The organism is Janthinobacterium sp. SUN073 (assembly GCF_030397665.1).
Lineage (GTDB): Bacteria > Pseudomonadota > Gammaproteobacteria > Burkholderiales > Burkholderiaceae_D > Janthinobacterium.
In genome coordinates, this window is the sequence record NZ_JAPUBT010000004.1 from 120,801 (window position 1) to 146,913 (window position 26,113).

The window sequence follows — 26,113 nt, forward strand, 5'->3', positions numbered from 1 at the left end:
CGCAGAAAGGCAGTTGACATGGTAATTATCGGTATCTTAATCGTGATGGGGTGTGTATTCGGAGGCTTCGCCCTGATGGGCGGCACCGTCCATGCGATCTGGCAACCGGTCGAGTTGATCATCATCATCGGCGCCGCTGTCGGCGCCCTGGTGCTGGGCAACCCCAAGCATGTACTCGGGGAAATGCTGCACCAGATGCGCAAGATCGTCACGCACAAGAAGCAAGGCTCGGAATTCCAGCGCCAGTTGCTGCTGCTGATGTATGAACTGCTGCAAACGGCCGCCGGTGGCCTGAAGGCGCTCGACGCGCACGTCGAGGCGCCGCGCGAAAGCGCCCTGTTCCAGCGCTATCCGCTGGTGCTGGAAGAGCCGAAGCTGCTGGCCTTCATCGTCGACAACTTCCGTTTGATGGCGATGGGCAAGATCAACGCGCATGAGCTCGAAGGCGTGCTGGAACAGGAACTCGAAGCCATCCACGATGAGCTGCTGCAACCGTCGAAGTCCCTGCACAAGATCGCCGAAGCCATGCCGGGCTTCGGTATTCTGGCCGCCGTTCTGGGTATCGTGATGGCCATGAATTCCGTGGCCGACGGCGCCGATGCGGCGGAAATTTCGGAAAAAGTGGGCGCCGCCATGGTCGGCACCTTCATCGGCATCTTCTTTTGCTACGGCGTGCTCGATCCGATGTGCAACATGATGAAACAGCTGGTGGGTGAGGAAGGCTCGACCATGGAATGCGTGAAGGTCGTGCTGGTCACGCACGTGGCGGGCAAGCCGCCCCTGCTGGCCATCGATGCGGGGCGTCGCCTGGTGCAACTGAACATCAAGCCGAGCTTCGCCCAGCTGGAAAGCTGGATCAATGCGCTCGAAGGTGGCGGCGCCGAACAAGAGCAGGGCCAAGGCCGGGGAGGCCGCCGTGCTAAAGCCGCATGAGAAACATGAACAGGCCATCATCAAGCGTGCCGGTCGCAAGCATGACGACGATGGCCATGGCGGCGCCTGGAAAGTGGCGTTTGCCGACTTTTGCCTGGCCCTGCTGTCGCTCTTCCTCGTGCTGTGGCTGATGGCCGCGCGCGAGCAGCAGGCGATGAAGGAAATCATGATGGACGCGTCGGCAGGCAGCCGCCAGGGCGAAGGCCAGGGCGTCATGCCGGAACAGAAAGGCGGTCCACGCGGCAGCCTGATCGAGCGTTTCCCCATGCCCCGCAAGGGCACGGGCGACACGCGCACGGAAGGCAAGCAAACGCAGGACGGCAAGGCCGGCACGGCGCCGCAAAACCAGACCAAGGTCAGCTACCAGTCGCCGGAAGACCTGCTGTCGCTGTCGCGCGCACTCGACAAGCTCAGCGACGAAGCGGGATTGAAGAGCAATCTGCAATCGGTGATCACGCCGTACGGCTTGCGTGTCATGCTGCACGACACGGACAAGCAAGGCATGTTCGTGCGTGGCAGCGCCGTGCCGACCGACCGTTTCCGCAAGCTGCTGCGCCAGATGGGGCCTGTCTTCGCGCAGATGGACAACCAGATGCTGATCGTCGGCCACACCGACTCGATGCAATACGCCAATAACGGCTATGAAGGCTATTCGAACTGGACCCTGTCGGCCAACCGCGCCATGTCGGCGCGCGCACAATTGTTGATTGGCAGCATGAGTCCGGACAGCGTGCTGCAAGTGGTGGGCATGGCCGACCGCGCGCCGCTGGACGTGAAAAATGCCAGCGCCGGCATCAACCGCCGCATCGAACTGTTAATATTGACGCGTGGCCAGGCCGACAGCATCGCCGCCATGTTTGGCATGGCCGGGCAAAAAGCGCAAGGCGAGGAGCTGCAAGTGGGTGAACCGGACTCGGGAACCTTGCAGCGCCTGCGCGAAAAACTGGGCCTGCCCGCAAAGAAGGAGCGCGATGAGCATGCAAATTAAGGGCAAGGGACAACGTATGAAAATCTCCTCCGGCAATACCGGCGCTGCCGTACGCAGCAGCGCCATCGCGCCGGCCGAGGCGATCGCCGAGAACGCCGGCGCCGCCGGCGCCATGGGTGGCTCGTCGGCCGGGGCGGAATTGCAATCGGCCGTGCTGCAACCGGCCATGGCCGCCCTGCGCGCCATGCCCGAGATCGACCACGAGCGCGTGGCCATGCTGCGCGATGCGCTGGCCAAGGGCGAATTGCCATTCGATCCAGCAAAACTGGCAGGCCTGATCCAGCGTTTCCACGGCGGTGAATCGTGACCGCAGCGCGCAAGGGCATCACGCGTCAGGAAGCCGTGCGCCGCGTGCTGCAAGGCATGACGGACGACAGCGTCGGCTACGCCGCCCTGAAAACATTGCTAGAAGAGCAATTTCAGGCCACCTTGCACCACCAGAGCACCCGGTTGACGGCACTGGCCGAGCAAGTCATCGCCGCCGTCGAGCCCCTCGATGCGCGCCGCCGCCAGCGCGTCAGCCTGGTCACAGCCCTGCTGGGCCCGCAAGGCGATATGCCGCAGTTGTTTGCATTGTTACAAGAAGACGCGCGTGCCGCCGCCGAACGCGACTGGGTCGCGCTGGAGCAGATGGTGCTGGAATGCAAGCGCCTGAATGCCCGCAACAGCGATTTATTAACAGAGCAGTACAGCATCATGCAGCGCGTGCTGCATGGCGAGGAAGATACGTATGCGCCAGGCTGATTTCCCCACACCCCGCGCCATGGCGGCGACGCCATCGACGGTGGCTACATCCGCCGTGCAGAGCAATATGCGCGCCACCGACGCCACCGGCTCCGGCGGCAACTTCGGCAGCGTGTTCCGGCAAGTGCAGGGCGAAGTGGCCCGCTTCATCGAACAGGGCGGCGGCAACGCCACCAGCCTGAGCCCGCAAGGACGCGCCTACCTGGAGGAGAGCCAGCCCGTGAATGTGCTGGGCAACATCAACCAGGGCGGCGAGATCGGCGAAGTGCAGCAGCAATTCCTCGCCTCGATCAAGCCGTGGACGCAAGAAACGGGCGCGCGCCTGGGCGTGGCGCCGGAAATTGTCGCCGCCCACGCCGCGCTGGAATCGGGCTGGGGCCAGCGTCCGTTGCGCCAGGGCACGGGCGCGGACACAAATAATCTGTTCGGCATCAAGGCCGGCGGCAAATGGCAGGGCGACGTGGCCAGCAATGTCACCACCGAATACGAGGCCGGCAGCGGCACCGCGCTGAAGAAAACCGAGCGCTTCCGCAGCTATCCGGACCAGGCCAGCGCCTTCCGCGACTATGCGCAAGTGTTACTCGACAATCCACGCTACCGCGCCGCCCTGAACACGGGCACCAATGCGGGCGCCTTTGCGCAAGGCCTGGCGCGCGGCGGCTATGCCACCGACCCCGACTACGCCACCAAGCTGACGCAGCTGGCGACGCGCTTGCAGCGCACGGCCGCCGCGGACTGACCTCCTTAACGGCCGGGAATGTCGGCCGGCTCCACCACGCCCGCATCGACCACCCTGGCACGTATCACCGTGCCACTGGTGGCGTTGCGCACGCGGATCACCTCCCCCAGCGCGCCCGGGTCCAGCGCTTCGCCGGCCATGCTCACTTCCACCTGCTCCTTGCGCGCCACGATATTCACCGCACTGCCCCGCTTGATCAACATGGGTGCGGCCAGCTGTCCCTGGCGCAGCACTTCGCCGGCACGCAAGCTGCGCCGGCTCGACAGGCCGACGGCGCCGGGCAAGGAGGAAATACTGTCCGGCACCATCGTCACGTCGCGCCGCGCCAGCGTCACGTCGGCCGCCTGCAACGGCGTATTGGCCGTGACGGGTGCGCTGCTGATGGCGACCTGGGCCGTGATGCTACCGCGCGCCAGCATTTCATAACGCCAACCGTTGCTTCCAGGACACACTGCGACAAAGCGCATGCGCTGCGCCGAACGGCTGTCCGCCGTTTCCAGCGTAACAGGCGCCGCGCAAGCGGGGATGGGGCGCGTGCTTTTCACCACGGCCACTTGAAACTGCGGTTCCAGTAATCCGGCCGTGGCTGCCTGCTGCGCCAATTGCTCTCGCGCCAACTGTTCCACGCGCGAAAATATATTGTCGGCTGGCAATTCTGCGCGTCCTGCACTACTATATAGGCTGGTCACTAAAAATAGGCCAGGAAGCAGTATATGAGGACGTGGCACCTTGTTTCTGATCATCGTAATGCTGTTGAAATGAATCATTGCTAACCTTAATCAAAGATACTGAAGCGGCATGACCTTACCATGCGTCAACTTGACCAGGCTGGGATTTTACCTCTGCACCACCTATTTTCTAGCCCGAACCGCAAAAAGCACGATCGAATTCAATACAAAGGATGACCATGGGGATTAATTTCAAGGATGCGCTGGGCGTGCACGCCGATGCACTCGCGCTACGCGCCGACCGTACCCGCGTGCTGGCGGCCAATATTGCCAATGAAAATACGCCCGGCTTCCAGGCCATGGACATGGATTTCGGCAGCGCCCTGCAGCAGTTGCAGGACAACGAAGCGGGCCTGCTGTCGACCGATGACGATGCCAGTGCCCTGTACCGCGTGCCCTACCACCCCAGCCGCGACGGCAATACCGTCGAAATCGGCGTCGAGCAGGCGGCGTTCTCGCAAAATGCCACCGACTTCCAGACCAGCCTGACTTTCGTCAACATGAAACTGAAGGGTCTGGCCAAGGCCATTTCCGGACAATAAGGATCAGCATGAGCTTCCAGGATATTTCCAAGATCGCCGGTTCGGCGATGGCGGCGCAGACCGTGCGTCTCAATACCATCGCCAGCAATCTGGCCAATGCCGATTCCGTTGCCGGATCCGAAGGTGAAACCTACCGCGCACGCAAGCCCGTGTTTGCCGCCGTGATGGATGGCCCCGGTGCCAGCGGCGCCGGCGGACGCGTTCAAGTGCTCGACGTGGTGGAAAGCGATGAACCGCTGCGCAAGGTGTATGAACCGGGCCACCCGATGGCCAATGCCGATGGCATGGTGTTCTACCCCAACGTCAATCAGGTCGCCGAGATGACCGACATGATGTCGGCTTCGCGCGCGTTTGAAACCAATGTCGAAGTTCTGGGCCGCATCAAGTCGATGCAGCAATCGCTCCTCAAATTAGGTGAAGCATAATCCATGGAAACCAATCTCTTTACAAACAACAACAGTGGCGCCAGCAACAACGGCAGCAATGCCGTCAAGTCGCAAGGTAGTGCCACCCAGGATATGTTCACCAAATTGCTGGTCGCGCAGATCAAGAACCAGGATCCGCTCGCGCCCACCGATCCGAGCCAGTTCGTCAATCAATTGACGCAGCAGGCGCAAACGGAAGCGATGCAGAACCTGTCCGCGCTGACCAGCGCCAATGCCAGCGTGCTGCAATCGATGCAAGTGCTGGCCCTGGGTGCGCAAGTGGGTTCCGAAGTGATGGTCAACAGCGAAACGGTGCAGCTCGACAAAAGCAAGGTCAGCGGCAGCATCGCGCTGGCCGCCGGCACCACCAAGACCACCGTGACCCTGAAAGGCCTTGACGACAAGGAATACAAGATCGAACTGGGCGCCAAGACGGCCGGTACCGTTCCTTTTACCATCGACCCCGTCGCGCTGGGCTTGCCTGCTGGCACCTATACCATGGCAGTCACCACCAACGGCGCCGAAAAGCCATCGGTCGACATCGCAGGCAAGCTCAACAGTGTGCGCCTGTCGTCCGGCGGCGGCATGATTCTGAGCGTGTCGAACCTGGGCGAAGTCAACCCTGGCGCGATCACCGGCTTTAACGGTAAGACGGCCTGATCCGCCCGCCCCTTCGTTTCCTGAACACTAATCTCGTCCTTCACTAAAGGAAGTCAACATGAGTTTCGACATCGCCCTGTCCGGCATCCAGTCCATCAACCAACAGTTGAACAGCACCAGTAACAATATCGCCAATGCCGGCACCTACGGTTTCAAGAGCAGCCGCGCCAACTTTTCGGCCATGTATGCCGGTTCGCGCGCCACGGGCACGGAAATCGGTTCGCTCACGCAAAGCATGTCGCTCAACGGCGGCGTGCTGAACACGGGCCGCGCGCTCGACGCCGCCATCGATGGCCGCGGCTATTTCGTTTCGCGCGATGCGCAAAACACCATGAACTACAGCCGCGTCGGCATCTTTTCGGCCAGCAATGAAGGCAAGCTGATCGATGCGAACGGCCGCCTGGTACAGGGCTATGCCGCCGTCAAGGGCAGCACCGCCCTGGGCACCATGGGCGACATGCTGATTCCGACCGGCCAGATTCCCGCCGTGGCATCGACCAAGCTGGCGTATGCCGCCAACATGTCGTCCGAATGGACCATCAAGACCGTACCCTTCAGCAAGACTAGCGAGCTGAGCTACAACAGCGGCAAGTCCTCGATCATCTACGATTCGCTGGGCACCAAGCACTCGCTGGGCCAGTACTTCGTCAAGACGGCGGCGGGTGTGGACGTGCATTACACCTTCGATAACGCCGATGTGTTGCCGGTGACGAACATGACCTTCGACACTTCCGGCAAGCTGGTGACGGGCACGTCTGCCACGCCAGTGCTGCCGACGCCGCCTGGCGCGGCGCCGATGTCGATCGCCATCGACTACACGGGCACAACCCAGTTCGCCGGCGAATCAACGACCTCGACCGACCGCGCCGACGGCTATGCCTCGGGCACCTACACGGGCGTGGAACTGGCCACTGACGGCTCCGTCGTGGCGAAATACACGAACGGGCAAAAGCAAAGCATCGGCGTGATCGCCCTGGCCACCTTCCCCGACGAAGGCGCATTGACGGCCGTCAACGATACCAGCTGGGTTGCCTCGACCACGTCCGGCACCGCCATGTATGACCGTCCGGGTGTCGGCATGGCCGGCAAACTGGTGACGAGCTCGCTGGAACAGTCGAACGTCGACATCACCTCCGAACTGGTGGGTCTGATGACGTCGCAGCGCAATTACCAGGCGAACTCGAAGGTCATCTCGACCGAGAACGCCATGCTGCAATCGCTGATGCAAGCGCTGTAATCCACGATACGCAAAGGTAAAGAGCAATGGATGCGCTGATTTATACCGCCATGAGCGGGGCCGACCGTGCCCTGCGGGCACAGCAGGTACACGCCAACAACCTGGCCAACATCGAGACGGGCGGCTTTCGCGCCAACCTGGAAGTGTCCACTGCCCAGCCGCTGCAAAACGGCTATGGCTACGATGACCGCCACATGACGCAGACGCAGTCGAGCGCCGTCGGCACGCGTACGGGCGCCATCAAGGAAACGGGGCGCGATCTCGACGTGGCCATCACGGGCAACGGTTTTCTCGCGGTACAGTGGCAAAACGGCGAAGCGTACACGCGCGCCGGCGCCATGGATCTCGATGAAACGGGCGCGCTGACCCTGAACGGCCGGCCCGTGCTGGGCGAAGGCGGTCCCATCACGATTCCCGAGCACACCAGACTGTCGATCGGCGCCGATGGCACGATCTCCATCCAGGTACCGGGTACCGCGCAGATGCAGACCGTCGACAAGCTCAAGCTGGTCAATGCCGAAGCGGGCGAGCTGACCAAGAACGAGGCGGGCCTGATCGTGGCGCGCAGCGGCGAAGACTTGCAAGCCGACCCGACGGTACGTCTGCGCGACCGCCACCTGGAAGGCAGCAACGTCTCGGCGGTCGAGGAAATGGTCGCCACCATGAGCCTGAACCGCAGCTTCGAGATGCAAATGAAAGTATTCAAGGCCAGCGATTCGATGACGGAATCGGGCAACCGCCTGCTGGGCGCTTAAGCCCCGCGCCAACCAATTACCAGGAGTAAACCATGAATCCAGCAATGTGGATCAGCAAGACCGGCGTGCAGGCACAAGATGCCAAACTACAAGCCATCGCGAATAACCTGGCCAACGTCAACACCGTCGGCTTCAAGCGCGACCGCGTCGTCTTCGAAGACCTGTTTTACCAGGTCGAGCAGCAGCCAGGCACGCAGCGCGCCGACAATACCCTCTCGCCATCGGGCGTACAGCTGGGTAACGGTACCCATATGGTGGGCACGCAAAAGGTGTTTACCACCGGCAGCCTGCAAACGACGAGCCGCGAATTCGACGTCGCCATCACCGGCAACGGCTTTTTGCAAGTACTGCGCCCGAACGGCGAAGCGGCCTACACGCGCGCTGGCCAGCTGGGCATCAATGAAAACGGCGTGATGGTCAACGCCCAGGGCTTGCCGCTGGTGCCGCAGATCACCGTACCGAACAATGCCACGGCAATCACCATCGGCGAAAACGGCATGGTCACGGCCACCGTGCCGGGCAATGTCAACGGCACCCAGCTGGGCCAGCTGAACCTGACCAGCTTCATCAACCCGACGGGCTTGCTGGCACTCGGTGAAAACCTGTTCCAGGAAACGGCATCGAGCGGCACGCCGACGGAAGGCCGCCCCGGCGAAGGCGCCCTGGGCAAGCTGAAGCAGTTTGCGCTGGAAGGCTCGAACGTGCAGGTGGTCGAAGAGATGGTCGACATGATCGCGGCCCAGCGCACCTATGAAATGAATACCAAGGTGCTGTCGGCCGCCGACAATATGCTGCAATACCTGGCGCAAGCGGCACGCTGATGACAATCGCCATGAAAGCCACGGCGGCCCTGCTGCTGGTGTTGATGGCCGGTTGCGCCAGCCAGCCGGCCGCACCGGTGGCGCCCAGCTTTTCCGATACGCCGCTGCCCGTGGCGCCGCGCAGCGCGGCGCGCGGTGGCGTGGGTGGCGGGGTGTTCAATCCCGATGCGGGCCTGGACCTGATCTCGGACAGCCGCGCCTTCCGCGTGGGCGACGTCGTCACGGTGGCCCTGCAGGAAACCACGCAGGCCAGCAAGAAGGCGGGCACCTCTTTCAACAAGGGCTCGTCCGTCGGCGTGAAGGCAGCCAACGTCCTCGGCAAGACCCTGCCCAAGACGGGCATTGATCTCTCCGCCGACCGCAACTTCGCCGGCGACTCGACCAGCACGCAGCAAAATGCGCTGTCCGGCGCCATCACCGTGATCGTGCAGGAAGTGCTGCCGAACGGCTTGCTGCGCGTGCAGGGCGAGAAAACGCTGACCCTGAACCAGGGCGAGGAATTCGTGCGCCTGCGCGGCTACCTGCGCGCGGCCGACATCGATTCCAACAACCAGGTCTCGTCCTTGCGCATCGCCAATGCACAGATCGCCTATTCCGGCCAGGGCACCCTGGCCGAAGCCAATACACCAGGCTGGCTGACGCGCTTCTTCGTCGGCCCATGGATGCCGTTTTAAGGTGACCTCATGAAATTTCGTTCCGCCCTGCCCCTGGCAGCCATGCTGGCCGTACTCTCCGGCTTGTCCCTGCCCGCCAGCGCCGCGCAAGTGCTGCGCAACCTGGTCAGCATCGAGGGCGTGCGCGACAACCCGCTGGTCGGCTACGGCCTCGTCGTCGGCCTGAACGGCAGCGGCGACACCACCCAGGTGAAGTTTTCCAGCCAGTCCGTGGTCAACATGCTCAAGCAGTTCGGCGTGAAGATGCCGGACGGCGCCGAAGCGAAAAGCAAGAACGTCGCCACCGTCATGGTCAGCGCCGTGTTTCCACCAGGATACCGCCGTGGCCAGGCCATCGACGTCACCGTCTCCTCGCTGGGCGATGCGAAAAGCTTGCGCGGCGGCACCTTGCTGCTGACGCAACTGCGCGCGGCCGACAATGAAACGTATGCGCTGGCGCAAGGCAACGTCGTCGTCGGCGGCTTGAACGCCACCGGCAAAAGCGGCTCGTCCGTCACCGTCAACACGCCCACCTCGGGCCGCATTCCCAACGGCGCCAACATCGAGCGCGAGATTCTCAGCGACTTTTCCACCAAGCCTTCCGTCACCCTGAACTTGCGCCACCCGCATTTCGAGACAGCCATCAATATCGTCGAAGCCGTCAACCGCCGCTTCGGCGCCGTCGCCACCACGCGCGACGCCACCAGTGTGGACGTGCTGGCGCCGGAAAACCCGACCCAGCGCGTGGCTTTCATGGCCAAGCTGGAAGCGCTGACCGTCGATGTGGGCGTCGACACGCCGAAAGTGGTCTTCAATTCGCGCACCGGCACCGTGGTCATCGCCGAAGGCTTGCGCGTGAAGGCCGCCGCCGTCACGCACGGTTCGCTGAAAGTGGTCATTTCCGAAAGTTCCAACGTCAGCCAGCCGGCGCCGTTCGGCCGCGGCCAGACCACCGTCACGCCGCAGTCGAAGGTCTCCGTCGACCAGGGCAACGGCAATATGTTCAAATGGCCGGCCGGCGCCAAGCTGCAGTCCATCATCGATGTGGTCAACAGCCTGGGCGCCTCGCCCGATGATATCATGGCAATTTTACAAGCCCTCGACCAGGCTGGCGCCATCGAAGGCGAACTGGTGGTGATTTGATGCTTAATGTAAACGACAGCAGCAGCGCCCTGCCCTCGGCGCTCGATGACAAGACCCCCGCCGCGGCCACGCCGGCCGATCCCCGCTACGCGGCCAAGGCCACCGAGGCGGCCGTCAAGTTCGAAGCCTTCTTCATCTCGCACATGCTGCGCCAGATGCGTTCGGGCACGCGCGAGATGGCGGGCGAGGACAGCGTCTTCAAGGACCCCATCAACAACGACATGCTGGAAATGGCCGACAACCTGGTGGCCGACAAGATGGCGGGCCAGCGCGCCTTCGGCATCGCCGACGCCATCCTGCGCCAACTGCTGCCGGCGGCCAGCGCGCCCGTGGCAGCCAAGAATACGGCCAACAGCGCTGCCAAGACCGACAATATTGCGGCGCCGCTTAATAAAGCTGTCTGAAACGTCGCCTGTACAAGGTAACAACGATTCACTGCCTGCCCACTCGCACGCGCCACACTCTTCACGAAAGAAAATTGCCCAATGAGCATCATCAGCAATGCATTGTCAGGCAGCATCGCCGCCCAGGCCGCACTGAATGCGGCCAGCCAGAACATCGCCAACCTGCAAACGGCGGGCTATACCCGCCAGGGCGTGTTATTGTCCTCGCTTGGCGCAGGCGTCGGCGTGCGCTCGGCCGGCAATGGCGTGGAAGTGTCGGCCCTGCTGCGCTTTGCCGATGCGTATAAAAGCCAGCAAATGTGGCGCGCCGCGTCCGACCAGGGCGCCCGTGCGCAGACCCAGCCTTACCTGACGCAGCTCGAGCGCGTGATGGGTGACGACGCCTCCAGCATCAGCAACGGCATCGACGGTTTCTTCAAGGCCCTGAACGCGGCCGCCGTCGACCCGACGTCGACGCCGCTGCGCCAGCAGATCGTCACCTCGGCCGACGCCATGGCCCAACGCTTCAACAGCATCAGCACCGTCATGGGCAACCAGCTGCTGTCGGTGCAGCAGCAACGTACGGCGATCGTGCCGCAAGTCAATACCACGCTGGCCAACATCGCCGCGCTGAACCAGCGCATCAGCACCTCCAACGCTTCGGGCACGAATGTGTCGTCGCTGATGGATGCGCGCGACCAGCTGATCGATGGCCTGGCCGCGCAAATGGGCATCGACGTGCTCGACCAACCGGACGGCTCGCGCAATGTGGCACTGAAATCGGGCCAGCCGCTGGTCATCGGCAGCTTGGCCGCTACCCTCAGCAGCAACATGACGAACACGGGCGACCAAACCCTGAGCCTCGATTTCGCCAAGTCCTCGTACACCCTCGATCCGGTTGCCATCGGCGGCCAGATGGGCGGCCTGGGCGAATTCGAACAAAATACCCTGAAACCACTGCAGCAGTCGCTGCAAGACATGGCCACCCAGTTAACCAGCAAGGTCAACACGCAGCTGGCCCAGGGCACGACCATGGCCCCGCCTCCTGGCAATAACGGCACTCCCCTGCTGGTCTACGCAAATGGCAAGCTGGGCATTACTCCCGGCTTCAACGCGAAGGACCTGGCCCTGTCGCTGACGGGCGCCGCTGGCGACAGCGGCAACTTGCAGAAATTAATCGACATCAAGAATCAACCGATCAGCGTCAGCTGGGTGGGGAATGTCCTGATGAGCGATGCCGATACGCAGCTCGTCGGCAAGCTGGCTATCTACAGCCAGCAGAACCAGGCCCTGCTGAAGACATCCAACACCGTGCGCGCGCAAGCCATCGACGACTGGAAATCCACCAGCGGCGTGAACAAGGACGAAGAAGCGATGAACCTGGTCGAATTCCAGAATATGTACCAGGCAAACATGAAAGTCATTTCAGTGGCGAATACCTTGTTTGATGCCACTTTGCAAATGATGGGTTAAGGAGAAAAGCATGCGTGTCGCCAGCAGCCAGTACCAAACGCTGATTAATATTTCTCTTCAGCAAAATCAGGAACGCATCAATTACCTGACCCAGCAGATGTCCTCGGGCTTGCGCATCCAGCTGCCATCGGACGATCCGATCGGCAATGTGCGCATTTCGCGCCTGACGCGCGAGCAAGCCATGGTGGCGCAGTACCAGGACAATATCGCCACGGTGAAAGTGCGCCTGCTGAAAAATGAAAACTATCTGTCGAGCATGGTCACCGACATGGGCCAGGCGCGCGACCTGCTGGTATGGGCCGCGGACGGCAGCAATGCGCCGGACGACCTGAAGGCGATGACGCAATCGCTGATCGCCATGCGCGACAGCGTACTGTACACGGCCAACCTGAAAGACCAGGAAGGCCGCTATATGTTTTCCGGCACCGCTACCGACCAAGCCGCAATCAAATACGATTCGGCGGCAAATGCAGGTTCGCGCTACACCTACATCGGCAATACCGACATGCAGACCGTGGTGGTGGGCAATGGCGTGACGCAGACGGCCAACGTCGACGTGAAGAACCTGGAAGTGTGGCTGAACAAGATCGACCAGACCATCGATACGCTGGGCAAGCCCGGCATCAGCCCCAGCGATCCGGCCGTGCGCGGCGTGGTGCTCGCCGCGCTCGATGGCACCGATGATGGCATGGAATTACTTTCAGGCAAGATCGCCATCTTCGGCGGCGCGCAAAACATCCTCTCCACGCTGTCCGGCAATCTGAGCAACGTCTCGCTGTCGAACGACATGGCCTTGTCAGATCTGAAGAAGACCGACATGGGCGCGGCCGCCATTGACCTGAACGGCTACCAGACGGCGTTGCAGGCCACGTACAAGGCCTATTCCAAGGTGGGTACCATTTCCCTGTTCGATCTTCTCTGACCATCATGCAAATCGTTCAGACCTCCTCCTCTTCCGGCGTCAATGCCAAAGGCGCCGGCACAGCCCGCGTCGTCGATGACGCGTCCGCCACCACCAATGGCAGCGCCAGCACGCGCAGCGAGGCGCCGGCGGCGAGGAGTTCGACGGCAAGCCTGAAGCGCGGCCTGAACAACTGGGATCACCAGCTGCAGGGAGAAATTTCCAACGCGCAGCAAACGCTCGATTACCTGGAACGCAGCAGCAGCCAGCTGCAGGCGCTGAAAAGCGAGCTGGCGGCCAAGCTGGCCGCGCGCCAGGGCCGCGAGGGGCAAGTGGAAGCGCGCGTGCGCCAGTTCAGCAATACCTGGAGTCAGCGCGCCAGCGCCTCGGCCGGCTCGCTCGACGCGCAGCTCGGCTATACCAGCCCGCAGTCGGCACAGCAGCAGTTCAGCATCCGCGGCCTGACCATGGCCAGCCTGCAGGAAGGTCCACAGGAAGTGCTGGCGTTTTCCGTCGGCGGCGCGAACCAGGCCTTGCGCTCGGTGAATATCGAACCTGGTCTGAGCGAGAGCGAAATCGTGTCCCGCTTCGACCGCGCACTCATGCCGTCAGGCATCGGCGTCAAGCTGGGCGAGAATGGCGAACTGGTGTTCAGCACCTCAGAAGCGGCCTGGGCCAACGTGCGCGACAGCCTGTCCGTGCGCGGCAGCGGCATCCGCTATCCGACCGGCCAGATGAGCCGCGTGCGCACGGATGCGGAACCGGCCGCCATCGCCCCGGAAGAATGGCATACCGGCGACGTGGAAGCCTTGCGCGCCACCTTGCAGCAAGTGGTGCAGGCGCTGGCGCAGTTGCAGGCGGCGCGCAGTTCCGTCAGCCTGGCCCTGGCGCAGGCGACGGGACGGGTGGCACGCGCACAACCGGTGCAAGAGAACGTCAGCATGGATACCTTGGCGGAAAACTTCACGCAAAAGGCCAGCCAGCCCGGCTATGAATCGCTGCTGGCCATCAGCTCGGCGCTCGTCGGCATCAGCCGCGAACGCGTCGTCGCCCTGCTGGGCCTGAAGTAAGCCCCCCCCCCGCCGTGCGCTGACTTGGCGCGCGCGACCGTTCAGGCAGCCGCCTGAGCCGCCAGCAGGCGATCCATCTGTCCTGCCGGTAACACACGAGAAAAGAAATACCCCTGCGCATAATCGCAGCCGGCGGCGCGCAGCAAATCGCGTTGCGACGCCGTTTCCACGCCTTCGGCCACGACTTTCAGCCCCAGCCGCTGCGCCAGCGCAATGATCACCTCGCACAGGCCCAATCCGGCATCGTCGCGTCCCAACTCGCCGACCAGGGAACGGTTGATCTTGAGCACGTCGATATTGGCCGTTTTCAGGCACGCGAGCGATACCTGGCCGCTGCCGAAATCGTCGAGCGCCAGCGCCAGGCCCATGGCGCGGAACTGGCGTAGCCGGTCGACCACCTGGCACGCCTCGTCGAGCAGCACCGCTTCCCTTGTTTCGATGACGATGGCGCCCGGCGCCAGGCCCTGGCGCGCCAGGTGCCCGCCCCAGTCCTGGTACAGCGCGGCGTCGCAACGAAATTCCACGGCCGACTTGTTGATGCTGATCTGGAACGCGGTGCCATGCTCGTCTTGCCACTGGCGTGCCTGGCGCACCACCTGGCGAAACACCCACTCGCCGATATCGATGATCAGACCGTTCGCCTCGGCAAAGGCGATGAAATCGGCGGGCAGCAGCAGGCCACGCAGCGGATGGCGCCAGCGCAGCAGCGCCTCGGCCCGCTCGACGACACCATCGCACAGGCGGATGATGGGCTGGTAATGCACTTCGAACTGGTCCTGCGCCAGCGCCAGGCGCATCTCGCGCACTGTGGTGCGGCGCAATTCGGCCGCCTGCTGCACGGCCGGCGTGAAATAGCTGTAGCCGTTGCGCCCCGCGCTCTTGGCCGCATACATGGCCTGGTCGGCATGCCGCAGCAAGCTGTCCGGCGCCTCGCCGTCAGCCGGATACAGCGCCACGCCCACGCTGGCCGACACTTGCGCCGTATCGCCGTCCAGCAAGAAAGGCAGGGCCAGCGCGGCCGTCAGTTCCTGCAGCACGCGTTCGATGCCGCCCAGCTGCCCCACGCCGGCCAGGATGACGGTGAACTCGTCGCCACCCAGGCGCGCTACCGTATCGGTGGCGCGCACGCGTTCGCTGATGCGCCGCGCCGCCTGGCGCAGCAGCATGTCACCCTTCTCGTGGCCCAGGCGGTCATTCACCTGCTTGAAATGGTCGAGGTCGATGAACAGCAGGGCCAGGCAAGCGCCTTCGCGTTTGGCATGGGCCGCCTCGTGCTGCAGCCGGTCGAGAAACATGTGGCGGTTCGGCAAGCCCGTCAGCTGATCGAAATTGGCTTGCCGCCAGATGCGCTCGGACGCCGCGCGCTGCGCCGTGATGTCGCTGACCAGTGCCAGCGCACCCAGGTAGGTGCCGCCGGAGTCGAAGATGGGGTTGGTAGCCAGGGTCCCCCACAAGGTGCTGCCGTCACGCCGCAGGAACTTGAATTCATGGCGTTCGGCAATGCCATCCTGGCGCCGCGTAATGTTGCGCTCCAGGATGGCGCGTCCCTCGTCATCCATGAAAGCCGCCAGCGGCTGGCCCAGCATCTCCTCGATCTGGTAGCCCAGCATGTGCGCCATCTTCGGATTGACAAAGCTGGTCAGCGCCTGCGCATCGATTTCCCAGATGCCCTCCTCGGCACTGTGCACGATGCGCCGGAAGCGCTCTTCGCTGCGTTCAAGCGCCGCCAGCTTGCCCTGGGCCTGCTCCAGCACCAGGCGCAGCGCCTGGCCGTTCGGATCGGCGCTGCCCAGCAGGCTGACGGGCAAACCGGCCTCGCGCGCGCCGGGACGGGACGGCAACTGCACCTGCAGCTGGATGCGCTCGGGCTCGCTGCTATTGAGCACGCGCTGCACGAACTGCTCGTAATCGTGACGGAAGGCCTCGTGGATATAGGAACGGAACAGCACGTGGCCCGGTCGTTCCCGCGGCAGGCCGAACAATTCGGCCGCCACCAGGTTCATCTGCACGATGACGCCATCGAGACCGAGCACGAAATAGGCGACGGGCGCCAGCAGGTATAAATCGTTGAAATAGGCTTGTTCGCGTTCAGCCTTCACCCGTTCCGGGCTGAAAACGCCATCGTCAAGCAGGGGCGCGGCATGCCGCGGCATGCCGTCGTGGCAGCGCGGGGAGCAATCCGGAGCAGGTACCGCTTGCGGTGGTGTATCCATGGCTGTCCTTTGCACGGCCGCCCTGGCTACCGGTGGGTGCAGTAGCGAGACTAGCACGCACCATGCGCAGTGTCGAGCGATGCCTGCCGCAGATAACGTTTCTGCCACAAGGCCGATCAGCGGCCCTGCCCCATACTGCGCCGGCGCAAGCCGAAATCATGGCCCACCACCAGCAAGGTGCTGGCCACCAGGCTCGATAGCCCCACGATCAGCTGGATCAGCTTGTCGTCAGGCAAGATCCACAGTGACGAGTCCGGCGCCTCGCAGCCCGTCGCCGCACTGATGAGGGGCGCGACCCAGGCCGCGTCCGGCGTCACGTCGAGCACGACGGCGCCGTCGGCGCTGGTCTGCATATAAATGTCCCCCCCTTCGGCGAGGGTAAAGCAGATGCCCACGCCCGTTTCCGTGGCGCGGATATTGTCCTGCATGCTGCGGTTATGTTCCTCGATCCATACTTCCACATCGTACGGCGTTTCCAGGTGCTGCCACGGAACGGGGCGAAAACGGGGACGTTCATCCGGGCTTGCCGCCGTGTCGGGAATGTCGGGGATGTTGCTGTCTGCTGCGCCTTGCATGCTCGTTGACCTTTTCTGCGGTGATGTTCTGCGGTGATGCGCGGGAGCGGTTGCCCGCCAGCCGCCATTATCCACCGTTCATGGCCAGCATGGTATTGCTGGCGCACACTCATCAGAAAAACTGATAGCTATTAACTTTTAACATCAGCATACCTGACTTAAAATACGCGCCATCTCTTCTTTACAGGCTTTACATGCAAGGCATCAAACGCAAAATCGTCTATGTCACCGCCTTTGAAATCATCGGCATGGCCATTTCCACGGCCTGGCTGACCCTGCTTTCGGGCGAGTCGCCCACCAGTACCGGGCCGCTGGCGATCATGATCACCACCATCGCCGTGATCTGGAACCTGCTCTACAACACGGCCTTCGAATACTGGGAAATCCGCCAGGTGTCGCGCACGCGCACCGTCTGGCGCCGCATCCTGCACGCGATCGGCTTCCAGATCACGCTGGTGATCTACCTGATCCCGCTGATCGCCTGGTGGCTCGATATCAGCCTGTGGCAAGCGTTCGTGCTGGACTTCGCCCTGATGCTGATCATCCCGTGCTACAGCTTCATCTTCAATTACTTCTTCGACGGCCTGTTCGGCGTGCCGCTGTCGGCGCAGCAGCCGAAGGAAGAGCCCAGCAGCGTTCAGGCCGCTTCGCTGAGCAACTGAAGAAAGGACCGCGCTGCCATGCCCAGCGGCCGGTCCTTCATCCACACCAGGTGGATGGGCACGACCAGACCATTGCCCGTATTCTTGAACGCCACGCGGCGCACCCGCCCCGCCGCCAGGGAATGCTGGATGGCCGAGGCGGCAAAGTTGCCCCACCCCAGTCCCACCTCCACCATGGACAGCGCCATCGGCAAGCTGTCCGTGCGCCAGTAAGACAAGCCCACCACAGGGCGCGCATCGGCCAGGTCGAGTTCGCGGCTGGCGACGATGATCTGGCGCAAGTTCACCAATTCCTCGATATACAGGGGCCGGCCCGCCACGTCGGGCGGATGCTGGGTGGAAATAATCGCCAGCAAGGCATCGCTGCCCACCAACTGGAACTGTTCTTCGTGATTGATGCGCCCGCCAGCGAAGGCCATGCAGGCGCTGATGCGGCCCCGGTGCAGCATGTCGAGCACATCGTCCTGCGGCGCCGTCAGCACCTCGATGTCGAGCAGCGGATGGCGCTGCGACAGCGCGCGCACGGCGGCCAGGAACGGCGTATGGTCGAGCTCGGCTGCAATGCCCAGCGAAATGCGGCTTTCCAGACCCTGCGACAATTCCTGTACGTGCAGGTGCAACTGTTTCAGCTGTTCGGCGATCAGGCGCGCATGGGGCAGCAGCGCCATCGCGGCGGGCGTGGGCACGGCTTCACGCGCGCCCCGGTCGAACAGGGCGATGCCCAGTTCCGCCTCGATGTTGGCCATCGCCATGCTGACGGCCGACGGCGCCCGGCGCAAGGCGCGCGCGGCGGCCGAAAACGAACCGCCGTCGACGACGGCCAGGAACAGTTCGATGTTATGGCTGGAGAGTTTCATGGAGTGGAAAAGGATGGCACTTTTTGACGCGCCGGCGGTCAAATCGGCAATGACCGAAGTCAACGTGCCTCATCCACTACCCTACCGCGGCGCTTATATAGCGCTTGCCTGGCGTGGGCGTTTACCCCTTCCAGACGCGCTGCAATCCCGTATCCGCATGAATCCAGCCGCCACGGGGACCGGAGCGGTAATAAAAGCCCACGCCGCCCTGCTTGAAGCTGCGCACCAGCGAACCGAGCACTTCCGCGTTCAAATTGGCCACGCGGATGTCGGCGGCGCGGCCCGAGATGTGCAGCGACTGGCGCGCGGCGGGCACGCCCGCTTCGCGCAGGCGGCTGTTCGATTCGGCCGTGCGGTAGCCCGACAGGATCTCCAGCGGCTGCTCGATGCCGTAGCGGGCCACGAACGCTTGCGTGCCCCACAGGGTTTCCAGCAGTTTCGGGTCGATGGGCGCCGTCTTCTTGCCGTTCACGTCGCGCAGCAAGTGGCACAGTTCCTGGTAAGCCGAATCGATGACTTCGCCATCTTTCCAGTACAGCAGCCTGGCCTTTTCATTACTGGCCGGGCGCACCACTTCCAGGGTGCGGGGCTTGAGCCAGAATTCCAGGTCCAGCGCCTGCGCGTCGAAGATATCGGGAGGCGGTTCCATCTCCGTGATGGCCTGGCGCGACTGCGACGTGATCGAACGGTCGACGCTGGCCAATTGCGTCGGCTGGGGCGGCACGCCGGTGCGCGGCGCGCGCGGCTTGGCGCTGGCCGAAGCCGAGGCGGGAGCGGCCGTGCGCGAGGCGCAGCCGATGAGAGGAGTAGCTACCAGGCCCAGCGCGGCCAAGCCCATACCGTGGTGTAAAAAATTTCTGCGCGATGCCATAGTCAGTCCAATTTAACGATGGGAATACTATAGCGTATTGTGCTGCGAAGAAAAACCCTCAATGCCTATCGTGTCGCCCTCATTTCAGCTTCGGGCGCCCTAAGCGGCGGCGGCGCTGGCCAGGCTGTCCCGATTTGCCTGCGCCAGCGCCGTCAATGGCTTGTCGAGCAGATAACCCTGGGCGACGATGGGCAAGCCCGTGATGGCGGCGATGCGCTGCAGCGCGGCCAGCGCCGCCGGCGTGTCGAGGCGTTTAAAAATGACGCGGATTTTCGCCGCATGGCACACGGTGACGAAGCTGGCGACGGCTTGCTCGTCGCTGAGGTTGCCCGCGTCGAGCTTGAACGCATGCGGGTGCAAACGCTCCAGCATGCCCGTGGCCTCCTGCACGCTGGCCACGTTGATGGCCAGGCGGAAACCGTTGCGGCGGTAATTGTCGGCCACGTAGTTGAGTAGCCAGCCTTGGTTCGGCGTCACCGTCGGCAATTGCAGCACGATGCGCTCGATGGGCAAGCCCAGCGCGTCGAGGATGCGCTGGAAGGCGTGGCCGTGATTGCTGCTGACGGCGCTCAGCAGGCGGTCATGCACGTTCAGGTACAGGTCGGCCTGCTCCGCTTCGCCCTGGCGAAAGAAATTGATGGCGTGCAGCATGCGGCACAGCCGGTCCAGCTCCACGGATTCGTCGTCGCTGGCCGCGTGATCGAGCAAACGCCACAGCGACAAGCCCTCGTCCGCCTTTGACACGCTGCGCGCCAGGCCCTCGAATGCCACCAGCTTGCCGCTGTCCAGTTCGCGCAGCGGCTGGAAAGCGCTGGTCATGGTGCAATTGAAAAAGCGCCCCAGCGCCCTGCCCTCCCCGTCGAGCCAGACGCTGGTGCCGGCCTGGGTTTGGTGCGACAAACGGGCCAGGTAGTTTTTCAGGACGGGAAATGGCATACGTGCTCCTTCATCAGGCTGCGCCGGTGTCCCGCAAGGGGAAGACGGCGCCAAAGTGTGCAGAGTAAGGCAGCGCCAGGCAAAGGAGAACGAATGGTTTCGCCATTTGATATGCGCCCAGCACATAAAGGATGCGACAGCCAGCGCATAACGATAGACGCAAACATTCCTTCCCGCCCCTGGCGAGCGCCCTTACTGTGGGCGTGTACCGATACCATCAGGAAGGGCCGCCATGTGCCAGTTACTCGCAATGAACAGCAGCAAACCGGCCGCGCTGGGATTTTCCTTTGCCGGTTTTGTCGAACGGGGCGGACGCACGGACGAGCACCGCGACGGCTGGGGCATCGCCTATCATTCCAGTAGCGGCTGCACTCTGCTGACGGACCACCTGGCGGCCATCGATTCGCCGCTGGCCGCCACCGTGCAGCAGCATCCCGTGAAGGCGAAAAACATCGTCGCGCACATCCGCAAGGCCACGCAGGGCCGCATCGCGCCGGAAAACACTCACCCGTTCGCCCGCGAACTGTGGGGCAAGACCTGGTCCTTCGCCCACAATGGCGACTTGAAGACGTGGCGCGCGCCCGCCAATGCCTGCTACCGTGCCAGCGGCGACACGGACAGCGAACAGGCCTTCTGCCACCTGCTGGCCCGCTTGCGCACGCGCTTCCCCTTGGGCGAACCCGCGCGCGCCGACTTGCGCGCCGCCATCGGCGACGTGGCGCGCGAGATTGCCGCGCACGGCAGCTTCAATTTCATCCTGTCGGACGGCGAACTGCTGTTTGCCCACTGTTCCACGCATTTGCACTACGTGATACGCGAATACCCGTTTTCCGTGGCGCAACTGATCGACTGCGAGCGCAGCATCGACTTTCGCCAGCACAACCACCTGGACGACCGCATCGCCGTCATCGCCACGCATCCGCTGACGCAAAACGAGGACTGGCTGGCGTTCGCACCGGGCGAACTGAAACTGTTTGCTGGCGGCACCTTGCTGCCAGCAAACGATAGCGCGCAACAAGGCGTGTATATCCAGATCAGTTACTGAGGGAATTATTCAACAGGAGGAAATGGCCCGCCGCCGGATGGGCGGGCTGAAGTGCGGTATAGCCGTCAGGCCGAATTGCAGTTGCAAAAGCGCTTGCGCTTGGGGTCGCCGCTAGCGATGCCTGCGGGGTCAATCTGTTTCCAGCAAAAAATCGTTTCCACGCCATACGGCGAACGCACATTGCCCGCCTCGAGATACCCCTGCCTGACGAAAAAGGCCTGGCTGCTGGCCGTGCTGTGCAGTTGCAGGGCCTTGATGCCCCACTCGCGCGCCTGCGCTTCCAGTTGTTCCACCAGGGCCTTGCCGGCGCCGCGGCCTTGCGCCTCGGGCAGCAGGTAGCACAGGGCCAGCTTGCCGGCGCGCGTCAGCAAGCCGACGCCAACGACGGCGCCCTGCTCGATTGCGACCAGCGAAAAATTGGTAGGCGACGCAAACCAGCACGCCACCATCTGCGGTGTTTTATTGCCCAGCCAGGCTTCCAGGATGGCCGGATCGTCCCGATGATCGAGGCTGCAGCATTCGACGATGGAGCGTCGTAATACGTTGCACGCCTCGAAAGCGTCGGTCGATGTTGCAATACGAATTTCAAGACTCATGTACGCTCACAAAATATTCCAGTTGCCGATGCAGACGGTTTTACCCCTGTATCGCGCCATTCGACTATACACCAAGCGGCGCGATCGGGTTTTTTCGCGCCACGCCACAGGACGGTCTTGCCTATGACGGCACCCTTGCAGGCTAAGCCTTGACTGTCGTCTTGCCCACGAATCATTTCAAAAATCGATATCTGTTTTTCAGCACAAACGGGAATCGGATCTAAGCATATTACGAAAAATTCGTTTCTTTTCCGGCCGGAATTTTAGACTATGACTGTCTATTCTCACAACAAGAGTTCAACATGACCCATTCCAACGCCGTATCGACTGCCGCAGCGACACTCACCCGACGCTCGCGCCGCTGGTTCCTGGCCAGCGCCCTGGCCGCTTCCGCCGCCGCGATGAGCCTGCCCATGAGCGTGTCCGCCGCAGAACCCGTGGTCTTGCTGAACGCCTCGTACGACGTGATGCGCGAATTGTTCAAGGATGTGAATCCCGCGTTTATTGCTGATTGGAAAGCCAAAACGGGCGAAACCATCACCATCAAGCAATCGCACGGCGGTTCCAGCAAGCAGGCGCGCTCCGTTGCCGATGGCCTGGAAGCGTCCGTCGTGACCATGAACCAGGCGAATGACATCGATATCCTCGTCGACCGTGGCCTGGTGGTGGCCGACTGGGCCAAGAAATTCCCGAACAATGCGGCGCCGTTCTATTCCACCATGGTGTATCTGGTGCGCAAAGGCAACCCGAAACACATCAAGGATTGGGACGACCTGGCCAAGCCCGGCATCAAGGTCATCGTGCCGAACCCGAAAACCTCGGGTAACGGCCGCTACACGTATCTGGCAGCCTGGGGCTATGCCGTGAAAAAAGGCGGCAGCGAAGCGCAGGCGCGCGAACTGGTGACCAAGCTGTTCAAGAACGTGCCCGTGCTCGACGGCGGCGGCCGCGGCGCCACCACCACGTTTACCCAGCGTGAAATCGGCGACGTGCTGGTGACGTTTGAAAATGAAGTGCAACTGGTGCGCGCCGAATTCGGCGACAACTTCGAAGTGGTGTATCCAAGCATCTCCATCCTGGCCGAGTCGCCCGTGGCCGTCGTCGACAAGGTGGTCGACCGCCGCGGCGTGCGCAAGGAAGCCACGGCCTACCTGCAATACCTGTACTCGGAAGCGGGACAGGAACTGGTCGCCAAGCACTACCTGCGTCCCCGTTCGGCAGCGGTAGCGAAGAAATACGCGGCCAGCTTCAAGCCGATCAGCCTGTTCACCATCGATGACGTCTTTGGCGGCTGGAAACAGGCGCAAAAGAAACACTTTGACGACGGTGGTGAGTTCGACAAGATTTATCAGAAGTAATCTGATCTGCATCAACCAGCAACCGGGACTTGTCCCGGTTTTTTTATGGCTGTGCGCCGGCGTCCCACTCCAGCGCGCTGAACAGGCTGGCGATCTCGCTGCTGCGGCGCGTGCCCGTCTTGGCCAGAATGGCCTGGATCTGGCTGCGTACGGTACTGATGCGCACGCCCTTCTGCCGCGCGTACTCGGCAGGCTCCATGCCATCGGCCAGCGCCAGCGCCAGCGCCCACTCGGCCCCCGTCAAGCCCCAAGGCCGCTCAAACGCCCCCGGCCACCGCCGCCACCCCGCCCGGAACAGCGGCCGCAAGGACAGCATGGCCATCACCGCTGCATCGCCCACACCATCCTGCCCTATGCGCACGGGCAACGGCAGGATGCCGATTTCCAGCGCCGGCCGGCCGTCTGCATCGCAGGCATACAAGGGAGCGGGACGGTGGCACGCCAGTCCGACGCAGGCTTGCCGCACGCGCTGCGCCAATTGCTGTTGCAGCAAACTGGCGCGCACCTGCACGCCGCCGCCGCGCACGGCAATCAAGGGGTGCGCCTGAGGTGCGGCGGCCAGCAGCCGCTGCGCCGCCAGATTCATGAAGACCAGCCGCAGGCAGGCGTCGACCAGCAAGATGGCACGCGGCAAGGCATCAAGCGCCTCCCAAGCCAGCGCGCCATGCGCCTGGGCTTGCTGTGCCGTATCGCGCAGGCGAAACACATTCGGCAAATGATCGAGCACGCGCTGCAGCTGGCTGTGCGTGTTCGCGTCATACGGGCCCTGGCCTGCGGCGCGGTGCGCGGACAGGATGGTGAGCGCGCCGTTGTCGCGCACGACGCCGCTGCACGAATAGCGCACACCCGCGCGCAAATAGAAATCCTGGAAATACTCACTGCGCGCCACGGCCTGGTCGCTGAAATAGTCTTGCATCAAGTGCATGCGCCCAGGCGGCGCGCGCGTGAGGACCGCATAGCCGGGATCGAGCGTGTGATAGTAGCGGCGATAACCGTGCTCCCACGCCTGCTCGTCCAGGCCCGTGACACAGGCGCGCGACGGCGCCATCTCCGCTTCCGCTTTCAGGAAACAGCAAGCAACGTCGCCGCCGGCCAGCCGCGCAAATGCGCGCAGGGCCGCGCTCCAATGCGACGGTTCCAGCGCCGCCCGGTAAAAGTCAGCAATTACGGTATCGGCGCCGTCCTTGTCCATAGTTGCCCACACACCTATAAAAAAGCGCCGCGTCCTTCACTTGAAGGATGCGCGGCGGCGACCCGTCAAGCACCATGGCGTGGATGGCGGCTGCCATGTGCACCGCCATCGCCAGCAGCTTTCCCACTTCGCCCTCATCAAGGAGTAGCACCATGCCTTCCATTGATACCGGTAACACCATCCTCCCCCCGATGCGCGCAGGCGGCCAGCCCTTGCGCCTGGCACTGAGCGCCACCGCCCTGCTGGCGCTGTCCGCATGCGCCAACCTGCACACCATCCACCGCACGACCGACTTGCCAGACGATGGCAAGGCCGTTCACCTCGATGCGGCCCAGCGCGTGATTCATGTCACGAAAGACGGCAAAGCCTGTGCCGAGCCAACGCCGGACGCCCTGCAGTCGTACGCGTCCGCGTTCGGCAGCACGCTCAACGCGGGCGCCGATGGCGCCTCGTTCTCCAATGCACTGCGCGCCAATGCCGCCAGCGTGGGGCTGCACTCGCAAAGCATCACCCTGATGCGCCAGCATCTGTTCAACATCTGCGAATATGCGCAAAACGACTGGCTCAATGATGCTGACGTCATGCTGCTCATGGAACGTTCGCAAGACCTCACCTTGGGCATCCTGGCCATCGAACAACTGACTGGCGCCGTGGTGGCGCGCCAAGCATTGCTCGAAGACAACACCGACGCGACCGCAGCGGCAAGGCAGCGCTTGCTGGCGTCGCAAGATGCCCTGGCAACGCAAGCCAGGCTCGACCTGGCAATCAAGAAAGAACAAGCCTTGCAAGCCAATGCCGCTGCCCAAATCAAGCCAGCTACCCTGGCTGCCGGTGACAAGGAGGCCGTCATACTTAAGACAGCGCAGGAAAGCACAAGTTCTGACAGCGCCACCGACCGCAAGACCGGAAAGGCACAGGCCAGCGCCGACGCGGCGCTGGCGCAGGCGCGCACCGAACGGGCCGAGCTCGAAGCTCAGCTGGCCGACCAGCTGGCGCAAAGCCAGTCCGGCGCCAGCGGCCGAAGCGGCATGACTACGCCGCTGCATGCCAGCAATGTTAATGATAAAACAGCTGCACACTTGGCCAGAGCCAGCACCGAGATCGTCAACATGATCTTGAACAAAGGCCATTTGACGGATATGTGCATCACTTTCATCAATCATCCGAAGAAGTACATGGAAATGTGGGAGCACTACCAGGAAGTGATGAACCAATGCAAGGATGTCCTGACGGCAGACCTGCGCCCCGGCACCACGCACCCATATAGCACCACCATCGACATCGGCAAGGGAGGCCCGGCGTCCTTGCCTGACTCCGAAGACTGGAGCATCGTTATGCCAAGGAAAAGCAAGCCTAAGGGCAACGCGGAGCCTTCCTCCACCGGCAAGCCAGCGGGGGAATAACGGCCAGGAAAGCCATTGGTTGCAGGGCGGCAATGGGTTGCGCCAGCACGGCGGATGTGGACTACAGCAAGAATGGACGCATGGCAAACCTCCCGGTGAAGGCAGACGAGTATAGGCGAATAATATGCTTGCAACAGCGCTTGCGCACACTTTGCGCATATCGATATGCGCATCGATTCGTGGTCAAAACCCCGCGCGCGCCGTACTCTG

29 protein-coding genes are annotated in these 26,113 nt (G+C 62.8%); 21 read left to right on the forward strand and 8 right to left on the reverse strand.

What is annotated here, in order from left to right:
- The first annotated feature begins 18 nt into the window (after positions 1-18).
- From motA to O0882_RS13435, 5 genes are read left to right on the forward strand one after another with little or no spacing between them, the layout of a single operon-like run.
- Complete coding sequence (gene motA, locus O0882_RS13415; protein ID WP_096235033.1) at positions 19-933, forward strand: flagellar motor stator protein MotA; 915 nt, start codon at positions 19-21, stop codon at positions 931-933.
- Positions 917-1,921, forward strand: coding sequence for a flagellar motor protein MotB (locus O0882_RS13420; RefSeq protein ID WP_289948668.1), 1,005 nt, complete (start codon positions 917-919; stop codon positions 1,919-1,921). Before motA ends, O0882_RS13420 begins: the two co-directional genes overlap by 17 nt.
- A 16-nt stretch (positions 1,922-1,937) precedes the next feature.
- The gene (gene flgM, locus O0882_RS13425) at positions 1,938-2,228 is read left to right on the forward strand and encodes a flagellar biosynthesis anti-sigma factor FlgM (RefSeq protein ID WP_071077837.1); all 291 of its coding nucleotides are present in this window, start codon (positions 1,938-1,940) and stop codon (positions 2,226-2,228) included.
- Complete coding sequence (flgN, locus tag O0882_RS13430; RefSeq protein WP_289948672.1) at positions 2,225-2,665, forward strand: flagellar export chaperone FlgN; 441 nt, start codon at positions 2,225-2,227, stop codon at positions 2,663-2,665. Before flgM ends, flgN begins: the two co-directional genes overlap by 4 nt.
- On the forward strand, positions 2,652-3,404 hold the full coding sequence (locus O0882_RS13435; RefSeq protein ID WP_289948676.1) for a glucosaminidase domain-containing protein: 753 nt from the start codon (positions 2,652-2,654) through the stop codon (positions 3,402-3,404). Before flgN ends, O0882_RS13435 begins: the two co-directional genes overlap by 14 nt.
- A gap of 5 nt (positions 3,405-3,409) precedes the next feature.
- On the opposite strand, the gene flgA is transcribed toward O0882_RS13435, so the two are convergent.
- A complete protein-coding gene (gene flgA, locus O0882_RS13440) occupies positions 3,410-4,057 on the reverse strand; it encodes a flagellar basal body P-ring formation chaperone FlgA (protein ID WP_289948678.1) in 648 nt (215 codons plus the stop codon).
- A gap of 254 nt (positions 4,058-4,311) precedes the next feature.
- Here flgA and flgB point away from each other — a divergent pair, with 254 nt between their 5' ends.
- The 12 genes from flgB (at position 4,312) to O0882_RS13500 (ending at position 14,195) form a co-directional block, all read left to right on the forward strand.
- Positions 4,312-4,674, forward strand: a complete 363-nt coding sequence (flgB, locus tag O0882_RS13445) for a flagellar basal body rod protein FlgB (protein ID WP_219135536.1) — start codon at positions 4,312-4,314, stop codon at positions 4,672-4,674.
- Between the two features lie 8 nt (positions 4,675-4,682).
- Positions 4,683-5,099 (forward strand): flagellar basal body rod protein FlgC, encoded by a 417-nt coding sequence (gene flgC, locus O0882_RS13450; RefSeq protein WP_289948686.1) that lies wholly within the window; start codon positions 4,683-4,685, stop codon positions 5,097-5,099.
- A gap of 3 nt (positions 5,100-5,102) precedes the next feature.
- Positions 5,103-5,759 (forward strand): flagellar hook capping FlgD N-terminal domain-containing protein, encoded by a 657-nt coding sequence (locus O0882_RS13455; RefSeq protein WP_289948687.1) that lies wholly within the window; start codon positions 5,103-5,105, stop codon positions 5,757-5,759.
- Positions 5,760-5,817: 58 nt separating this feature from the next.
- Positions 5,818-6,996, forward strand: a complete 1,179-nt coding sequence (locus O0882_RS13460; RefSeq protein WP_289948689.1) for a flagellar hook-basal body complex protein — start codon at positions 5,818-5,820, stop codon at positions 6,994-6,996.
- A 26-nt stretch (positions 6,997-7,022) separates the two neighbouring features.
- Positions 7,023-7,751, forward strand: a complete 729-nt coding sequence (gene flgF / locus O0882_RS13465) for a flagellar basal-body rod protein FlgF (RefSeq protein ID WP_289948690.1) — start codon at positions 7,023-7,025, stop codon at positions 7,749-7,751.
- 32 nt (positions 7,752-7,783) lie between these two features.
- On the forward strand, positions 7,784-8,572 hold the full coding sequence (gene flgG, locus O0882_RS13470; protein WP_180338421.1) for a flagellar basal-body rod protein FlgG: 789 nt from the start codon (positions 7,784-7,786) through the stop codon (positions 8,570-8,572).
- On the forward strand, positions 8,572-9,246 hold the full coding sequence (flgH, locus tag O0882_RS13475; protein WP_289948697.1) for a flagellar basal body L-ring protein FlgH: 675 nt from the start codon (positions 8,572-8,574) through the stop codon (positions 9,244-9,246). The genes flgG and flgH overlap by 1 nt, the downstream gene beginning before the upstream one ends.
- Positions 9,247-9,255: 9 nt before the next feature.
- On the forward strand, positions 9,256-10,368 hold the full coding sequence (locus O0882_RS13480) for a flagellar basal body P-ring protein FlgI (RefSeq protein ID WP_289948699.1): 1,113 nt from the start codon (positions 9,256-9,258) through the stop codon (positions 10,366-10,368).
- On the forward strand, positions 10,368-10,772 hold the full coding sequence (locus O0882_RS13485; RefSeq protein ID WP_289948700.1) for a rod-binding protein: 405 nt from the start codon (positions 10,368-10,370) through the stop codon (positions 10,770-10,772). Before O0882_RS13480 ends, O0882_RS13485 begins: the two co-directional genes overlap by 1 nt.
- A gap of 81 nt (positions 10,773-10,853) precedes the next feature.
- Positions 10,854-12,224, forward strand: a complete 1,371-nt coding sequence (gene flgK / locus O0882_RS13490) for a flagellar hook-associated protein FlgK (RefSeq protein ID WP_289948702.1) — start codon at positions 10,854-10,856, stop codon at positions 12,222-12,224.
- 10 nt (positions 12,225-12,234) lie between these two features.
- Complete coding sequence (gene flgL / locus O0882_RS13495; protein ID WP_289948703.1) at positions 12,235-13,146, forward strand: flagellar hook-associated protein FlgL; 912 nt, start codon at positions 12,235-12,237, stop codon at positions 13,144-13,146.
- A 5-nt stretch (positions 13,147-13,151) separates the two neighbouring features.
- Positions 13,152-14,195, forward strand: a complete 1,044-nt coding sequence (locus O0882_RS13500) for a hypothetical protein (protein ID WP_289948705.1) — start codon at positions 13,152-13,154, stop codon at positions 14,193-14,195.
- 41 nt (positions 14,196-14,236) lie between these two features.
- Here the strand turns inward: O0882_RS13500 and O0882_RS13505 are convergent, their stop codons facing one another.
- On the reverse strand, positions 14,237-16,408 hold the full coding sequence (locus O0882_RS13505; RefSeq protein WP_289948707.1) for an EAL domain-containing protein: 2,172 nt from the start codon (positions 16,406-16,408) through the stop codon (positions 14,237-14,239).
- A gap of 116 nt (positions 16,409-16,524) precedes the next feature.
- Positions 16,525-16,983, reverse strand: coding sequence for a hypothetical protein (locus O0882_RS13510; RefSeq protein ID WP_289948709.1), 459 nt, complete (start codon positions 16,981-16,983; stop codon positions 16,525-16,527).
- Between the two features lie 194 nt (positions 16,984-17,177).
- Here O0882_RS13510 and O0882_RS13515 point away from each other — a divergent pair, with 194 nt between their 5' ends.
- Positions 17,178-17,645, forward strand: coding sequence for a PACE efflux transporter (locus O0882_RS13515; RefSeq protein ID WP_289948710.1), 468 nt, complete (start codon positions 17,178-17,180; stop codon positions 17,643-17,645).
- Here O0882_RS13515 and O0882_RS13520 read toward each other — a convergent pair.
- From O0882_RS13520 to O0882_RS13530, 3 genes are all read right to left on the reverse strand, one after another.
- Complete coding sequence (locus O0882_RS13520; protein WP_289948711.1) at positions 17,621-18,502, reverse strand: LysR family transcriptional regulator; 882 nt, start codon at positions 18,500-18,502, stop codon at positions 17,621-17,623. The genes O0882_RS13515 and O0882_RS13520 overlap by 25 nt on opposite strands.
- A 121-nt stretch (positions 18,503-18,623) precedes the next feature.
- Positions 18,624-19,340, reverse strand: a complete 717-nt coding sequence (locus O0882_RS13525; RefSeq protein ID WP_289949194.1) for a DUF882 domain-containing protein — start codon at positions 19,338-19,340, stop codon at positions 18,624-18,626.
- A gap of 132 nt (positions 19,341-19,472) precedes the next feature.
- A complete protein-coding gene (locus tag O0882_RS13530) occupies positions 19,473-20,309 on the reverse strand; it encodes an EAL domain-containing protein (RefSeq protein ID WP_289948713.1) in 837 nt (278 codons plus the stop codon).
- 232 nt (positions 20,310-20,541) lie between these two features.
- On the opposite strand from O0882_RS13530, the gene O0882_RS13535 reads away from it, so the two are divergent.
- On the forward strand, positions 20,542-21,354 hold the full coding sequence (locus O0882_RS13535; RefSeq protein ID WP_289948715.1) for a class II glutamine amidotransferase: 813 nt from the start codon (positions 20,542-20,544) through the stop codon (positions 21,352-21,354).
- A 65-nt stretch (positions 21,355-21,419) separates the two neighbouring features.
- Here O0882_RS13535 and O0882_RS13540 read toward each other — a convergent pair whose 3' ends face one another.
- On the reverse strand, positions 21,420-21,950 hold the full coding sequence (locus O0882_RS13540; protein WP_289948716.1) for a GNAT family N-acetyltransferase: 531 nt from the start codon (positions 21,948-21,950) through the stop codon (positions 21,420-21,422).
- Between the two features lie 302 nt (positions 21,951-22,252).
- On the opposite strand from O0882_RS13540, the gene O0882_RS13545 reads away from it, so the two are divergent.
- The gene (locus O0882_RS13545; RefSeq protein WP_289948718.1) at positions 22,253-23,308 is read left to right on the forward strand and encodes a sulfate ABC transporter substrate-binding protein; all 1,056 of its coding nucleotides are present in this window, start codon (positions 22,253-22,255) and stop codon (positions 23,306-23,308) included.
- Between the two features lie 43 nt (positions 23,309-23,351).
- Here the strand turns inward: O0882_RS13545 and O0882_RS13550 are convergent, their stop codons facing one another.
- The gene (locus O0882_RS13550) at positions 23,352-24,500 is read right to left on the reverse strand and encodes a LuxR family transcriptional regulator (protein WP_289948720.1); all 1,149 of its coding nucleotides are present in this window, start codon (positions 24,498-24,500) and stop codon (positions 23,352-23,354) included.
- Between the two features lie 152 nt (positions 24,501-24,652).
- On the opposite strand from O0882_RS13550, the gene O0882_RS13555 reads away from it, so the two are divergent.
- Positions 24,653-25,903, forward strand: a complete 1,251-nt coding sequence (locus O0882_RS13555; protein ID WP_289948722.1) for a hypothetical protein — start codon at positions 24,653-24,655, stop codon at positions 25,901-25,903.
- Positions 25,904-26,113 lie beyond the last annotated feature (210 nt).